We start from the raw sequence: 15,077 nt of genomic DNA, 5'->3' as shown, positions 1-15,077 counted from the left end.
TGTACGTCCACCCCGGATGCTCAGGCCGGCTGCACTCAGTCCAGTTGCAGCACAAGAGCTTTCAGATAGGCCGACTCGGGCAGGTGCGGGTGGACCGGATGGTCGGGCCCGGCGCCGGCGCTGCGCAGGATGCGGCCGGTGCGGCCGGCGTCGTGCAGACCGCGGGCGACCAGTTCGGCGAAGGTCGGCGGATCGACATTGTGGCTGCACGACCCGCAGAGCAGATAGCCGCCCGGCACCGTGATCTTCGCCGCCAGACGCGCCATCTTGCGGTAGGCGCGGCTGCCGGCCGCCAGATCCTTCTTCGACTTCACGAAGGCGGGCGGATCGGCGACCACCACCTGGAAGGTCTCGCCGGCCGTGCCCAGCCGCTCCATTTCCTGGAAGGCGTCGGCCTTGCGCGCCTCGAAGCGGTCGGCGACGCCGTTCGCCTCGGCGGCGCGGGTGGCGTTCTCCAGAGCCAGGGCGGAGCGGTCGACCGCGATCACCTGGGTGGCGCCGGCCACCGCGCACTGGATGCCGAAGCCGCCATTGTAGCTGTAGAAGTCGATGGCCCGGCCGCCCTTGGCCAGCGAGGCGATGAAGGCGCGGTTGTCGCGCTGGTCGTAGAACCAGCCGGTCTTCTGGCCGTCCAGCGGGTTGGCGAAGAAGGTGGCGCCGTTCTCTTCAAGGCGGATCGAGCCGTCGATCTCGCCCTTGGCCAGCCGGGTCTCCTCCGCCAGCCCCTCCAGCGCACGCTGGCTGCCGTCGTTGCGCAGGATGACGGCACGCGGCGCCATCACCTCGTCGATGGCGGCCAGGATCTCGTCGATCCGGCGGTCCATGAAGACGGAGTTGGCCTGCACCGTCACCACATCGTCGAAGCGGTCGACGATCAGGCCGGGCAACCCGTCGGCCTCGGCATGGACGACGCGGTAGAAGGGACGGCTGAACAGCCGGTCGCGCAACTCCACCGCGCGGCGCAGCCGGTCGGCGATGAAGGCCTGGTCCACCACGGTCGCCGGGTCGCTCGACAGCAGCCGGGCGGCGATCAGCGTGTGCGGATTGAAGGTGTAGATGCCCAGCGGCGTCCCGCCGGGGTCCAGAAGCCGCACCGGGCTGCCGGGCGGCACCGCCTTGGCGGTGGTGTCCATCTGGACTTCGTTGGAATAGACCCAGGGATGTCCCTGCATGACGCGCCGCTGGCGGCCGGACTGCAGATGGATCGCCGGGTATTTCTTGACGGGTTTGGTGCCGGTGTCGCTCATGGGCCCGCATCCTAGCGGCAAATCGGCGGCGCGCAATGGCTGCGGTGGCCCTTCCACACTGCTCCCATGCGGCTCCGCCCGGCCTCTACTCCGCTCCGGTGGTGCTGTCCGGCTCACCGGCCCAGCTCACCGGCCCAACTCACCTGCATGAATCGCCAGCCAAACGGTCGGCCCCCCGGCGGTGGGTGCGGCGGTGGCGGCGACGCGATGGCGGGTGCGGGCGGACAGCAGCACCCAGTCGCCAGGGGAGAGCAGGCGGTCGTCCTCTCCCTCCACCTGCAAGGTGGCGGTGCCTGCGACCAGCAGGACGAACTCGTCCCAGTCCTGATCGTACCAGAAGCCGTCAGGGGAGGACTGGCCGGTGGAGACGATCCGCTCGATCCGCGAGCCGGGCAGCGCCGCCAGGGTGGTGAAGAGTTCGTCGGGCTGCGGACTTGTGGGAAGTCCTTCCAGCAGACTGCCGAATCGCGCTCCGCTCATCCGGGACGTTCCCCCTCGATGTTGTATTTGAATGACCAGGGCCGGCAGGCGCTACTCGGCGTCGCGCCGTCCCTCCGCCGGCGTCAGGGCATTGTCGTTGACCACCGCCAGATCCTTGCAGAAGCGGATCGTCTCCTGCCGGTGCCCTTCGGTGCGGAAGCAGTCGGGGATCGGGTCGCGGCGGGAGCCTTGAAGGGAATCGGGCCGGGCGAAACGGTCGGGCAGGGTGGTGTGGATGGCGGCGCAGCCCAGCCGCCGGGCCAGCCCCTCCATCGCCTGCAACAGGGCCTCCGCCACGCCGGCGACGTCGAACAGGTCGAGCACGACGAAGTTGTCGACGCACAGCGTCCGCCCGTGCAGCAGGTGCGGTTCGGCCGTGTAGGAGAACAGGCCGTGGAGGTACCCTTGCGCGTTCTGCACGGTCATGATGCCCCGGCTCGCCGGCAGGCGGCCTTCCCCTCTGCCCTCCAGGGTTGCGCTGTCCAGAACCGCTGCGGCAAATGCGCGCCATTGCTCGACCCCCAGGCCCGGCGCCATGGCGCAGACCAGCGGGTAAGCTTGGTCGATCTGGCGCCGACCAAGGGGTTTAGCGATGAAACCGTCGTCCATTTCAGCCCGGCCGATTGCAAGGACACTGAACGATGGCAGCCCCGGGGCGGAAGGGTCGTTGACGTAGATCAATGTTGCTGAACCCCCCCATACACATAGTGGGCGCCATTGGAGACAGGCGCGCCCGGCGTCCCTTTCGGCATTTCCGAGTGCAACCTGTCCCGCTCCTTAACAGTACGTACCCAGTGGTGGTGCAACCCAGAAGGCGCGGCCCCGCGGCCGCCCGGGGCAAACGGGAGAGATTGTATGACATCAGCGACTCTGACTTCAGGGGCCACCCTGGGCAGCCAGCGGGTGTCGGAAGACGTGCGTTACCATGAGGACGCCATCCGACTCTTCGTGATCGCTGCAGTGTTCTGGGGCGTGGTCGGTTTCCTGGCCGGCACCTTCATCGCTCTGCAGCTGGCCTTCCCGGCGCTGAATCTCGGGCTGGAGTGGACGAGCTTCGGGCGCCTGCGCCCGGTCCACACCTCGGCCGTGATTTTCGCGTTCGGCGGCAATGTGCTGTTCGCCACTTCGCTCTATTCGGTCCAGCGGACTTGCCGTCAGTATCTCTTCGGGGGCGAAGGGCTGGCGAAGTTCATCTTCTGGAACTACAACGTCTTCATCGTGCTCGCGGCGCTGAGCTATGTCCTGGGCTTCACCCAGGGCAAGGAATACGCCGAGCCCGAGTGGATCCTCGACCTGTACCTGACGGTCACCTGGGTGCTCTATGCGGTCCAGTTCATCGGCACGGTGATGACGCGGCGCGAGTCGCACATCTATGTGGCGAACTGGTTCTTCATGGCGTTCATCCTGACCGTCGCGATCCTGCACATCGGCAACAACATCAACATCCCGGTGTCGCTGTTCGGGATGAAGTCCTACACCTTCGTGTCGGGCGTGCAGAGCGCCATGGTGCAGTGGTGGTACGGCCACAACGCGGTCGGCTTCTTCCTGACCGCCGGCTTCCTGGGCATCATGTACTACTTCGTGCCCAAGCGCGCCGAGCGGCCGGTCTATTCCTACCGCCTGTCCATCGTCCACTTCTGGACCCTGATCTTCCTCTACATCTGGGCCGGTCCGCACCACTTGCACTACACCTCGCTGCCGGACTGGGCGCAGACGCTGGGCATGACCTTCTCCGTCATGCTATGGATGCCGTCCTGGGGCGGCATGATCAACGGCATCATGACCCTGTCGGGCGCCTGGGATAAGCTGCGCACCGACCCGGTCCTGCGCTTCCTGGTCACCTCGGTCGCCTTCTACGGCATGTCGACCTTCGAAGGCCCGCTGATGTCGGTCAAGCCGGTCAACGCCCTGTCGCACTACACCGACTGGACCGTCGGCCACGTGCATTCCGGCGCTCTCGGCTGGGTCGCCTTCGTCTCCTTCGGCGCGATCTACTATCTCGTGCCGGTGCTGTGGAAGCGCTCGCAGCTCTACAGCATGCGTCTGGTCAGCTACCACTTCTGGACCGCCACCATCGGCATCGTGCTCTACATCACCGCCATGTGGGTGTCGGGCATCATGCAGGGCCTGATGTGGCGCGCTTACGACAACCTCGGCTTCCTCCAGTACTCCTTCGTGGAGACCGTGGCGGCGATGCACCCGTTCTACGTGATCCGCGCCATGGGCGGCGTCCTGTTCGTCACCGGCGCTCTCATCATGGTCTACAACCTGTGGCGCACGGCGAAGGGCGATGTCCGCATCGAGAAGCCCTATGTCACCACGCCGCACAAGGCGACGGTCGGCGCGGCCTGACGCTAGGGAAGGATGCGAGAAATGGCTCAGGATAAAAAGGGCTTCAGCCACGACCTGATCGAGCGGAATACCCTTCTGCTGATCGTGCTCGTGCTGATCACCGTGTCGATCGGCGGTCTGGTTCAGATCGTCCCGCTCTTCACCATCGAATCGACCATCGAGAAGGTGGAGGGGGTCCGTCCCTACTCCCCGCTCGAACTGGCCGGGCAGAACATCTACCTGCGCGAAGGCTGCTACAACTGCCACAGCCAGCAGATCCGTCCGTTCCGTGACGAGGTCGAGCGCTATGGCCACTACTCGCTGGCGGCGGAGTCGATGTACGACCATCCGTTCCAGTGGGGCTCCAAGCGTACCGGTCCCGATCTGGCCCGCGTCGGCGGCAAATACTCCAACGCCTGGCAGGTCGCCCATCTGGTGAACCCGCGCGCGGTCGTTCCGGAGTCGATCATGCCGACCTACGGCTGGATGAAGGAGCGTCCGCTGAGCTACGGCGACATCGGCGACCACCTGAAGACGCTGAAGATCGTCGGCGTTCCCTACACCGACGAGCAGATCGCCAACGCCAAGGCCGACCTGGAAGCGCAGAAGAACCCCGACGGCGACACCGCCGGGCTGATGAAGCGCTACCCGAAGGCCGTGGTGGCGAACTTCACCGGCGAAAAGACCGTCACCGAAATGGACGCTCTCGTCGCCTACCTGCAAGTGCTGGGCACCATGGTGGACTTCACCAAGTACCAGTCCAAGCAACTGCAGCAGTAATCGGGGGAGGAATCCATGGACTTGGATTCGATCACGGTGATGCTTCGGTCCTTCTGGACGGTGTGGTTGATGCTGCTGCTGACGGGCATCCTGGTTTACGCCATGTGGCCCGGCAACCGCCGCACCTTCGACGACGCCGCCCAGATCCCGCTCAAGGATGATGGTCAGGAGCTTTAGACCATGGCACAGAATTACAAGGACGAGCTGTCCGGCGTCGAGACCACCGGCCACGAGTGGGATGGACTGCGCGAGCTGAACAATCCGCTGCCGAAGTGGTGGCTGTATCTCTTCTACGTCTGCATCGCCTGGGCGATGGTGTACTACGTGTTCTACCCGGCCTGGCCGCTGGGCAAGACCTACACGAAGGGCATCCTGGGATATTCCCAGCGCGAGGAGCTGGACACCAAGCTGGCGGAAGCGAAGGCCGGCCAGGCCAAGTACCTGACCGCCATCGCCGCCAAGTCGGTCGACGAAATCCAGAAGGACAAGGACCTGCTGGGCTTCGCGATGGCCGGCGGCCGGTCCTACTTCAACGAGAACTGCGCCGCCTGCCACGGCGCCGGCGGCCAGGGTGCCAAGGGCTTCCCGACGCTGGCCGACGACGTGTGGCTGTGGGGCGGCTCCTCGGCCGACATCTACAAGACCATCCAGCACGGTATCCGCTCGGATGACGGCGACACCCGCGGCACGCCGAACGTCGGCATGACCGCCTTCGGCATGGACGGCATCCTCAACCGCGACCAGATCGATCAGGTCACGGACTATGTGCTGTCGCTGAACGGCAAGACCGCCGATGCGGGCAAGGCCGCCAAGGGCAAGGCCGTCTATGACGAGAACTGCGCCGCCTGCCATGGCGACGCGGCCCAGGGTTCGGTTGCCGCCGGTGTCGACGGTGTCGGCGCTCCGCCGCTGAAACAGGCCAACTGGCTCTACGGCAGCGACAAGCAGACGCTGGTCGAGACGGTGACCAACGGCCGCGCCGGCGTCATGCCGGCCTGGTCCAAGCGTCTGGACGATGCGACGATCAAGTCGCTGGCCGTCTACGTCCACAACCTGGGCGGCGGCAAGTAAGCCAACGTCCGGGCCGACCGTTTCGGAACCGACCGGAAAGGGCGTCGGGGAGGTCACTCCCCGGCGCCTTTTTCTTTGCGGGACATGGGGTGGGCCGGCGGTTTCGTTAACTTCCTGTCATTTGATCCATCGCAATGTACCTGCGGCAATCGGTCGCCATAGTTCCCGCGATCAGCGATACACATCGCTGATCGGACGCCGCTTATCACACGCCGCCGACCAGTCGAAGGGCAGCCAGCGACATGAGCATCAGCACCACCACCGGAAACCGCCCCCTCCCGCCGAAAAGCCTGAAGGCGCCGCGCCAGCCGGGATGGTACATCCCCTGGATCTTCGTCGGCGTCTTCATGGTCGTCCTGGCGGTGAACGGGGTGATGGTCCATTTCGCGGTGTCGAGCTGGACCGGGATCGAGACCGAGAACCACTTCATCAAGGGGCTCGGCTACAACAACGATCTGGCCGGAGCCCGCGCCCAGGCGGAACGCGGCTGGCAGGTCCAGCCGGACTTTACCAGCACCGAACCGCGCAAGGGCGTGATCGCCATCACCGTCCGCGACAAGCAGGGCCAGATCCTGAAGGACGCCGCCGTCACCGTGACGATGATCCGTCCGATCTCCGAGGGTCATGACAAGTCCCTGTCGCTGCCCTATCTGGGCGAGGGCCGCTACGGCGCCCCGGTGGAACTGGACCTGGAAGGCCAGTGGGACATGCGATTCGTCATCACCCACGCCACCGGCGACTATCAGGACCGGAAGCGCGTCTGGGTGCAGTGACGGCGTGCCGCGACCGGGACAGCCAGGGTGATGTCGAGATGACCGTCTGCCTCCATTGCGGACAAGAGCTTGGCGACAACGCGCAGGCCGGCAGCCTGACCGCCGGCGATGGCGCCGGGCCGTTCTGCTGCACCGGCTGCGCCGCCGCCTACGACCTTGTCCGCGGGCTGGGGCTGGAGCGCTATTACGAGCGCCGCAGCGTCGATCCCACCGCCCGCCCGCTGCGTCCCGACGACGCCCCGGCGGTCGATTACGAACCGCATGCCCGCGACGAGCAGGACGGCAGCCGCAGCCTTCACCTGATGGTCGACGGCATGCAGTGCGCGGCCTGCGTCTGGCTGATCGAATCGGCGCTCAACCGCCAGCCGGGCGTCGCCCAGGCCCGCATGAACATGACCACGCGGCGGCTGACCGTGCGCTGGGATCCCAAGGCCACCGACGCCAACGCGGTGGTCGGCACCGTGGCCCAGCTTGGATACCGCGCCGTTCCCTTCGACCCCGACCGGCTGGGCGGCGCCCAGGCGAAGAGCGAGAAGGAACTGCTGCGCGCCATGGCGGTGGCGGGCTTCGCCATGGGCAACGTGATGCTGCTGTCGGTGTCGGTCTGGGCCGGCCACAGCCAGGGCATGGGCACCGCCACCCGCGACCTGATGCACTGGATTTCGGCGCTGATCTGCATGCCGGCCATCGCCTATGCACTGCGTCCCTTCGCGCGCTCGGCGCTGTCGGCGCTCAGCCACGGCCGCACCAACATGGATGTGCCGATCACCATCGGCGTGCTGCTCGCCACCGGAATGAGCCTGTTCGAGACCATCCACAGCGGCGAGCACGCCTATTTCGACGGCGGCGTCATGCTGCTGTTCTTCCTGTTGGTCGGCCGCTATCTCGACCAGCGGGCACGCGGCCGGGCGCGGTCGGCGGCCGAACAGCTGCTGGGCCTGCGCGCCAACGCCGTCACCATCCTGAACACGGACGGCACCAGCGCCGTGGTGGCGCCGGAGCATGTCGTCCCCGGCACCACCATCCTGGTCGCGGCCGGCGAGCGCATCCCCGTCGACGGCCGGGTGTCCGACGGCGTGTCCGACCTCGACACCGGCCTGATCACCGGCGAGACGGTGCCGGGCACCGCGCGGCCGGGCGATCAGGTCTTCGCCGGCACCCTCAACCTGACCGCACCCCTGCGCCTGACCGTCACCGCGGTGGGGGAGGGCACGTTGCTGGCCGAGATCGTCCGGCTGATGGAGGTGGCGGAGCAGGGCCGCGCCAGATATGTCGCCATCGCCGACCGGGTGTCCCGCCTCTACGCTCCCGTCGTCCATCTGACCGCGCTGACCACCTTCGCCGGCTGGATGCTGCTGGGCGGGGTGGTGTGGCAGGACGCGCTGATGAACGCCATCGCCGTGCTGATCATCACCTGCCCCTGTGCGCTGGCGCTGGCGGTGCCGGTGGTGCAGGTGATCGCCAGCGGCCGGCTGATGCGCCAGGGCACGCTGCTGAAAAGCCCAACCGCGCTGGAGCGGCTCGCCGCCATCGACACGGTGGTGTTCGACAAGACCGGCACCCTGACCGAAGGACGCCCGGTGCCGCAGCTCGACGGGTTGTCGGCGAAAGGGTTGTCGGCGGAGGGGCTGTCGGCGGAGGATCTGGCGCTGGCGGCCTCGCTCGCCGCGGCCAGCCGCCACCCGCTGGCCCGTGCGCTGGCCGCCGCAGCACCCGAGGTGCCGGTGGCAGCGGGCGTGCGCGAGATCGCCGGCGCCGGCCTGTCCCTCCAGACGGCGGATGGCGAGGTGCGACTGGGCAGCCGCCGCTTCACCGGCGCGCCGCTGGAGGCAGAGGACGCCGCCGGTCCCGAACTGTGGCTGGCTCGTCCGGGCGAGGAGCCGCGGCGGATCGTCTTCCTCGACGCCCCGCGCCCCGACGCGGCCGCGGTGGTGGCGGCGCTGAAGGCGCGCGGGCTGGAGGTGAAGCTGCTGTCGGGCGACCGCCGGGGCGCGGTGGCGGCGGTGGCGGAGCGGCTGGGCATCGCCGACTGGCGGGCCGAACAGACCCCGGCCGACAAGACCGCGGCGCTGGCCGAACTGGCTGGGCAGGGCCGCACCGTGCTGATGGTCGGCGACGGGCTGAACGACGCCCCGGCGCTGGCCGCCGCCGCGGTGTCGATGTCGCCCTCCACCGCGGTGGATGTCAGCCAGACCGCGGCCGACGTGGTGTTCCAGGGCCGGCTGCTGCGCCCGATCGTCGAGACGGTGGAGGTTTCCCGCCGGTCCGGCCGTCTGGTCAGGCAGAATTTCGGGATCGCCCTGGTGTATAACCTGTGCGCCGTGCCGCTGGCGATGGGCGGCATGCTGACGCCGCTGCTGGCGGCGCTGGCGATGTCGTCGTCGTCGCTGATCGTCATTCTGAACGCGCTGCGGCTGGCCCGCGGCGCCGTCGTCAAGGATCTTCCCGTGCGGGACATCGCCGTTCGGGAACTGCCGGGTAAGGATTCGGGTGATGGACGAGCTTCTCTATCTGATCGCGATCGCGCTGAGCCTGGGCGGGCTGGGGCTGGCGGCCTTTCTGTGGGCGCTGAAATCCGGTCAGTTTGACGATCTGGACGGGGCGGCCCACCGCGTCCTGTTCGACGACGATCTGCCGGCGGCACCCCGCGCGGGCGGCGAGCCGGCTAAGCCGGCGGAGGCCGTCCGCGGGCAATAGTGCCAAATCCCGTATGGGCATAGAAAAGGTTGTATGCGTGCAAGGTTGCGATTCTGAGCGATTGCCACCAATATGGGCCCATGCGGAATGAAAGGCTGGGTTCCTCCATGCCACCTTTTGATACGGTTCGTGCTCGGGAAAAGAGCGCTGCGACGGAAATGAATCCCTGCGGGGCCTGTCCCGTGCGCAGCCTGACGGTGTGCGCCGCGCTGGAACCCGAGGAATTGCGCCGTCTTGCCGACATTCTGCAGAATGTGCGCATCGATGCCGGCCACACCCTGTTCGCCGAGGGCGACGCATCCGATGCGCTCTACAACGTCACCTCCGGGACGGTGAAGCTGTACAAGCTGCTGCCGGACGGGCGCCGCCAGATCACCGGCTTCCTGGTGACCGGCGATTTCCTCGGGCTGGCGGTCGACGACAGCTATGCCTACACCGCCGAATCGGTGACCAGCGCCTCGCTCTGCCGCTTCCCGCGCAAGAAGATTGATGCGCTGCTGGAGGAATTCCCCAAGATGCAGCGGCGCCTGTTCTCGATGGCGTCGAACGAGCTGGCCGCCGCACAGGACCAGATGCTCCTGCTCGGCCGCAAGACGGCGAAGGAGAAGATCTGCTCCTTCCTGCTGATGCTGTCGCAGCGCGCCGCCCGCCGCGGCCACAAGGAAAATCCGGTCTTCGTGCCGATGAGCCGGGCCGACATCGCCGACTATCTGGGCCTGACCACCGAAACCGTCAGCCGCACCTTCACCCAGTTGAAGACCGCCGGGGTGATCTCGCTCCAGGAAGGCAACAAGGTTCTGATCGCCGACATCGACGCGATGTACGATCTGGCCGAAGGGGCGTGACGCGGCGCCTCGCGCTTTTGCGGAGTGCGGGCGTGTTTGGCAAATTTCCCACGGATTTCACGGATTAAAAAACGGATTTCACGGATGTTCCTCCGCAAGGCTTGTGCCTGCCGAGGAGCATCCGCGCCGGCAAGCCATAAAAAATTCGTGCAATCCGTGTCGATCTTGCCGGCCGCGCCCGCAAGCCGGCAAGAATACAGCGCGTTATCCCCGCCCGACCGGCCGCAGTTCGAACAGCAGCCAGACCAGCATCGACACCACCAGAATGGCGCCGGCCTGATGGGCGGCGGCGATGGGCGTCCACACCACGGTCAGCAATGTGGCGACGCCCATCGCGATCTGCAGCAGGACCATGGCGCCCGACGCCAGCGCCGCGCGGCCGGCGCGCCCCGGCAGGCGGGCGTTCAGGACACGGGCGGCCAGCACCAGGACGACCACGCCGGTCAGGATCGCCAGCGCGCGGTGGATCAGCTGGATCGCCGCGGTGTTTTCGACCGGGTTGAGCCACCAGGGGGTCAGCGTGTCGACCTCCGGCGGGATCCAGTGGCCGTTCATCAGCGGGAAGCTGTTGTAGGCGAAGCCGGCATCCGACCCGGCGACGAAGGCGCCCCAGACGATGGTGACGGCGACCAGACCCAGCGCCCAGCGGGTGTGACGGCGCAAGGACGCCGACTCCGGCCGCCAACCCGCCATCGGCAGCGGATCGAGCAGGCCGAGCGCCGTGCGCAGAAGCAGGGCGTAGATCAGGATGGCGGTGCCGAGATGCAGGGCCAGCCGGTAATGGCTGACATTCGGCGAATCGACCAGCCCGCTCTTCACCATGAACCAGCCGATGCCGCCCTGGAGCCCGCCCAGCAAGAACAGGCCGGCCAGCTTCGGCCACAGCTCCGACGAGATGCGGCCCTGCATCCAGAAACGCAGGAAGGGGATCAGGAAGGCGAAGCCGATCAACTGGCCCCACAGGCGGTGGAACCACTCCCACCAGAAGATCGACTGGAAGCCGGCCAGATCCATGTGGCTGTTGTAGATGCGGAATTCCGGCGTCGCCTTGTACAGCTCGAAGACCCGGTTCCATTCCGCCGCGGACAGCGGCGGTAGGATGCCGATCAGCGGCTTCCACTCCACCATCGACAGACCGGATTCCGTCAGCCGGGTGATGGCGCCGATCACGGCCATGGCCAGCACCATGGCGGCGCAGACCAGAAGCCAGACGGCGATGGGCCGGTTCGGATTGGGGCGGGTGGCGGCGGCGAGGCTGTCGGAGGCAAAGGCGGTCAAGGCGGCATTCCGGAGCGCGGCGGTGGGATGTCCGCAAATGTGGGGCGAACATCCCGTCCCGTCAAACGGCTCGTGCCCGGCGCCTGCCGGAATGCCGGATCGGGCTTGGATATCGGGGCCGGATATCAGGCCAGGATCAGGGGGTGCCGTCCGCGGTGGTGACGCCGGTCTTTGGCTGGGCGGTCTGGCTCTGGAACAGCGCCTCCTCGGCCGCGCGGCGGGAGACGAGGCCCGGCAGCTTGGTCGGCGTGCCGTTCACCGTGGCATAGACCCAGCGGCCGAACTGGCCGGCGGCGTCGGCATAATCGCCCTCGTTCAGCAGCTTCAGCAGGGTCGAGCTTTGCAGGCTGCCGGCACCGAGGTTGAAGACGAAGGATGCCAGCGCGCCACGCTGGTCCGCGTTCAGCGGCACCGTCACCAGGGCGTCGACATGGCTGGCGGCCTGGGCCAGGTCGGAGGCGAGGAAGGCATCGGCCTGCTCGACGGTGATGGTCTGTCCCATCGTCACGCCGGCGGTATGGCCGTAACCGATGGTGGGAACGCCGGCCGGGCACAGATAGGCGTTGAGGTAGAGGCCTTCGAAATGCTTCACAAGATCGACCGCGGCTTGGCAGACCGGCTGGGTGGTCATGGATGGAAACTCCCGGTTGGCGCGCCGGGCGGGGTGGTTCCGCCCGTATCGGCGGCGATCCTATGCGAAATTCTCGCAAGACGGGAGTATATATTTAAATTTGTCGCGAATTGCGGAGATGCGGCCGCAGAGAATCGCAGCAGGAGAAACGAGCGCGGGATCGGGCCGAAAGACTCAGGGCGACAGGGTCTGGGCGGCGCCGAACAGCACGAACAGGGCGAACAGCAGGGCGAACAGGCCGGCGATGGTGGTGAACTCCAGCAGTGCCTCCACCAGCCGGCTCTCGTGATCCCGCCACCGTGCCCGCTTGCCCGATCCCGGAGCGGAGGCGATTCGGGCCGGCCGCTTGTATTGGAGGCGGTCGGCCGCATGAGTCCCGGTCCAGCCGTCCGCCCGCCGCTTCGCCATCATCGCGCCCTCCACCTCTTCAGTGCCGATTTCTCTAAAATTTTAGAAAATTCCGACGGGTGGCGCTGTGACGGCAATCACAGGCGTGCAGTGCAGGAGCAGAGGAGGCGGTTGGGGGGATCGGGTAGGGCTGCCGGTGTCTGGTTCTGTCCTTTCGCTGTCCCGGCGATGCGTCCGCTGCCGGAAGGGTCGGCTTCTTCGCGACCGTTCGAAGAAATTTGCCCGCGCCGGCTGTCTGCCGCATTGAGGAAATATCATTTAAAATCAATATACTATCGGCAAGGCTGGATGAGTGTTGCAGGCATTAGCGGCAAATTCCGAAACGAGCCTCTTGAATCCACAATCCGCTTCGATTAGCTGTCTGGCACTCGCCGGGCTGGAGTGCTAACAGCCGCCGCCCGCGCCAATTCCCGTCAGTCAGAAACAAGCCTTGATCCAAGGAGGCATTCCATGAAGTTCCGCCCGCTCCACGACCGCGTCGTCGTCAAGCGTCTGGAGTCCGACACCAAGACCAAGGGTGGGATCATCATCCCCGACACGGCCAAGGAAAAGCCGCAGGAAGGCGAGATCATCGCCGTCGGCCCGGGCGCCCGTGACGAGTCGGGCAAGGTCGTGGCGCTGGACGTCAAGGCCGGCGACCGCATCCTGTTCGGCAAGTGGTCGGGCACTGAAGTGAAGATCGAAGGCGTCGATTACCTGATCATGAAGGAATCCGACATCATGGGCGTGATCGAGGCCTAAGTCCTCCGCCCGTACCCTTCGAAATTTACAAGTTAAAAGGAATCGAGATATGGCTGCCAAAGACGTCAAGTTCGGCCCCTCCGCGCGCGAAAAGCTGCTGCGTGGCGTTGACATCCTCGCCGACGCCGTGAAGGTCACGCTGGGCCCGAAGGGCCGCAACGTCGTGATCGAGAAGTCCTTCGGTGCTCCGCGCATCACCAAGGACGGCGTGTCGGTCGCCAAGGAAATCGAGCTGGCCGACAAGTTCGAGAACATGGGCGCCCAGATGGTCCGCGAGGTCGCCTCGAAGACCAACGATCTGGCCGGTGACGGCACCACCACCGCCACCGTCCTGGCCCAGGCCATCGTCCGCGAAGGCGTGACCAAGGTCGCCGCCGGCCTGAACCCGATGGACCTGAAGCGCGGCATCGACATCGCCGTCGCCGCCGTCGTCGCCGACATCCAGGCCCGCGCCAAGAAGGTCACGACCAACGACGAGATCGCCCAGGTCGGCACCATCTCCGCCAACGGCGAAGCCGAGATCGGCAAGATGATCGCCCAGGCGATGGAGCGCGTCGGCAACGAGGGCGTCATCACGGTGGAAGAGGCCAAGAGCCTGGACACCGAGCTGGACGTCGTCGAGGGCATGCAGTTCGACCGTGGCTACCTGTCGCCGTACTTCATCACCAACGCCGACAAGATGATCGCGGATCTCGAGAATCCGTACATCCTGCTGCACGAGAAGAAGCTGTCGGGCCTCCAGCCGCTGCTGCCGGTCCTGGAGTCGGTCGTGCAGTCGTCGCGTCCGCTGCTGATCATCGCCGAGGACATCGAGGGCGAGGCTCTGGCCACCCTGGTGGTCAACAAGCTGCGCGGCGGCCTGAAGATCGCCGCCGTCAAGGCCCCGGGCTTCGGTGATCGCCGCAAGGCGATGCTGGAAGACATGGCCATCCTGACCGGCGGCCAAGTCATCTCGGAAGACCTCGGCATCAAGCTCGAGAACGTCACCCTCGACATGCTGGGCACCGCCAAGAAGGTCGTGATCTCCAAGGAGACCACCACCATCGTCGACGGCGCCGGCGAGAAGGCCGACATCGAAGCCCGTTGCGGCCAGATCCGCGCCCAGGCCGAGGAGACCACCTCGGACTACGACCGTGAGAAGCTGCAGGAGCGTCTGGCCAAGCTGGCCGGCGGCGTCGCGGTCATCCGCGTCGGCGGTGCGACCGAGGTCGAGGTGAAGGAGCGCAAGGACCGCGTCGACGACGCCATGCACGCCACCCGCGCCGCGGTGGAAGAGGGCGTGGTCGCCGGTGGCGGTTCGGCCCTGCTGTATGCCGGCAAGGCGCTGGACAAGCTGGTCCCGGTCAACGACGAGCAGCGCGTCGGCATCGACATCATCCGCCGCGCCCTGCAGGCTCCGGTCCGTCAGATCGCCTACAACGCGGGCACCGACGGTTCGATCGTGGTCGGCAAGCTGCTGGACCAGAACGACGCCAACTTCGGCTACGACGCCCAGAAGGGTGAGTTCACCGATCTGGTCGCCGCCGGCATCATCGACCCGGTGAAGGTGGTTCGCACCGCCCTGCAGGATGCGGCCTCGATCGCCGGCCTGCTGATCACCACCGAGGCGATGATCGCCGAGAAGCCGGAGAAGAAGGCTGCTCCGGGCGGCATGCCGGGCGGCATGGGCGGCATGGACGACATGGGCTTCTAATAGCCCGTCGTTCCGCCGTTACACGGTTGGGAAAGGGGCGCCTCCGCAAGGGGGCGCCCTTTTTCTTTTGCAAAAAGGGGTGGGAGGGAGCGTGGGCACACC

16 protein-coding genes are annotated in these 15,077 nt (G+C 66.6%); 10 read left to right on the top strand and 6 right to left on the bottom strand.

The features are described 5' to 3' along the window. Nucleotides 1–35: 35 nt before the first annotated feature. From ABNQ38_RS21580 to ABNQ38_RS21570, 3 genes are all read right to left on the bottom strand, one after another. Complete coding sequence (locus tag ABNQ38_RS21580; protein WP_377807974.1) at nucleotides 36–1,247, bottom strand: class I SAM-dependent rRNA methyltransferase; 1,212 nt, start codon at nucleotides 1,245–1,247, stop codon at nucleotides 36–38. Between the two features lie 126 nt (nucleotides 1,248–1,373). After that, complete coding sequence (locus ABNQ38_RS21575; protein WP_377807973.1) at nucleotides 1,374–1,727, bottom strand: cupin; 354 nt, start codon at nucleotides 1,725–1,727, stop codon at nucleotides 1,374–1,376. A 51-nt stretch (nucleotides 1,728–1,778) separates the two neighbouring features. After that, entirely contained in the window at nucleotides 1,779–2,336 is a 558-nt protein-coding gene (locus ABNQ38_RS21570) for a hypothetical protein (protein WP_377807972.1), read from the bottom strand. Nucleotides 2,337–2,582: 246 nt separating this feature from the next. On the opposite strand from ABNQ38_RS21570, the gene ccoN reads away from it, so the two are divergent. The 8 genes from ccoN (at nucleotide 2,583) to ABNQ38_RS21530 (ending at nucleotide 10,224) form a co-directional block, all read left to right on the top strand. Further along, nucleotides 2,583–4,079, top strand: a complete 1,497-nt coding sequence (gene ccoN / locus ABNQ38_RS21565; protein ID WP_098740635.1) for a cytochrome-c oxidase, cbb3-type subunit I — start codon at nucleotides 2,583–2,585, stop codon at nucleotides 4,077–4,079. Nucleotides 4,080–4,100: 21 nt separating this feature from the next. Further along, on the top strand, nucleotides 4,101–4,838 hold the full coding sequence (gene ccoO / locus ABNQ38_RS21560; protein ID WP_109048083.1) for a cytochrome-c oxidase, cbb3-type subunit II: 738 nt from the start codon (nucleotides 4,101–4,103) through the stop codon (nucleotides 4,836–4,838). 15 nt (nucleotides 4,839–4,853) lie between these two features. After that, a complete protein-coding gene (locus ABNQ38_RS21555) occupies nucleotides 4,854–5,015 on the top strand; it encodes a cbb3-type cytochrome c oxidase subunit 3 (RefSeq protein ID WP_012972963.1) in 162 nt (53 codons plus the stop codon). A 3-nt stretch (nucleotides 5,016–5,018) separates the two neighbouring features. Continuing rightward, the gene (gene ccoP / locus ABNQ38_RS21550; RefSeq protein ID WP_377807971.1) at nucleotides 5,019–5,909 is read left to right on the top strand and encodes a cytochrome-c oxidase, cbb3-type subunit III; all 891 of its coding nucleotides are present in this window, start codon (nucleotides 5,019–5,021) and stop codon (nucleotides 5,907–5,909) included. Between the two features lie 242 nt (nucleotides 5,910–6,151). Continuing rightward, on the top strand, nucleotides 6,152–6,682 hold the full coding sequence (locus tag ABNQ38_RS21545; protein ID WP_377807969.1) for a FixH family protein: 531 nt from the start codon (nucleotides 6,152–6,154) through the stop codon (nucleotides 6,680–6,682). A gap of 38 nt (nucleotides 6,683–6,720) precedes the next feature. After that, nucleotides 6,721–9,270, top strand: coding sequence for a heavy metal translocating P-type ATPase (locus ABNQ38_RS21540; RefSeq protein WP_377807968.1), 2,550 nt, complete (start codon nucleotides 6,721–6,723; stop codon nucleotides 9,268–9,270). Next, entirely contained in the window at nucleotides 9,176–9,379 is a 204-nt protein-coding gene (gene ccoS, locus ABNQ38_RS21535; RefSeq protein WP_098740630.1) for a cbb3-type cytochrome oxidase assembly protein CcoS, read from the top strand. Before ABNQ38_RS21540 ends, ccoS begins: the two co-directional genes overlap by 95 nt. A gap of 182 nt (nucleotides 9,380–9,561) precedes the next feature. Next, nucleotides 9,562–10,224, top strand: coding sequence for a Crp/Fnr family transcriptional regulator (locus tag ABNQ38_RS21530; protein ID WP_377807966.1), 663 nt, complete (start codon nucleotides 9,562–9,564; stop codon nucleotides 10,222–10,224). A gap of 204 nt (nucleotides 10,225–10,428) precedes the next feature. On the opposite strand, the gene ABNQ38_RS21525 is transcribed toward ABNQ38_RS21530, so the two are convergent. From ABNQ38_RS21525 to ABNQ38_RS21515, 3 genes are all read right to left on the bottom strand, one after another. Beyond that, nucleotides 10,429–11,502 (bottom strand): COX15/CtaA family protein, encoded by a 1,074-nt coding sequence (locus ABNQ38_RS21525; RefSeq protein WP_377807965.1) that lies wholly within the window; start codon nucleotides 11,500–11,502, stop codon nucleotides 10,429–10,431. Nucleotides 11,503–11,638: 136 nt separating this feature from the next. Further along, complete coding sequence (locus ABNQ38_RS21520) at nucleotides 11,639–12,133, bottom strand: lysozyme (protein WP_377807964.1); 495 nt, start codon at nucleotides 12,131–12,133, stop codon at nucleotides 11,639–11,641. Between the two features lie 174 nt (nucleotides 12,134–12,307). After that, a complete protein-coding gene (locus ABNQ38_RS21515) occupies nucleotides 12,308–12,544 on the bottom strand; it encodes a hypothetical protein (RefSeq protein WP_377807963.1) in 237 nt (78 codons plus the stop codon). 447 nt (nucleotides 12,545–12,991) lie between these two features. On the opposite strand from ABNQ38_RS21515, the gene groES reads away from it, so the two are divergent. Continuing rightward, the gene (gene groES / locus ABNQ38_RS21510) at nucleotides 12,992–13,282 is read left to right on the top strand and encodes a co-chaperone GroES (protein WP_042702035.1); all 291 of its coding nucleotides are present in this window, start codon (nucleotides 12,992–12,994) and stop codon (nucleotides 13,280–13,282) included. Between the two features lie 49 nt (nucleotides 13,283–13,331). Next, nucleotides 13,332–14,975: a chaperonin GroEL gene (gene groL, locus ABNQ38_RS21505; RefSeq protein ID WP_377807962.1), complete on the top strand. Its 1,644-nt coding sequence runs from the start codon at nucleotides 13,332–13,334 to the stop codon at nucleotides 14,973–14,975. Nucleotides 14,976–15,077: the final 102 nt, after the last annotated feature.

Source organism: Azospirillum sp. A29, assembly GCF_042604625.1.
GTDB classification, from domain to species: domain Bacteria; phylum Pseudomonadota; class Alphaproteobacteria; order Azospirillales; family Azospirillaceae; genus Azospirillum; species Azospirillum palustre.
The sequence above is the reverse complement of the archived record's forward strand: the minus strand, read 5'-3'. Positions and strand labels throughout refer to the sequence as shown.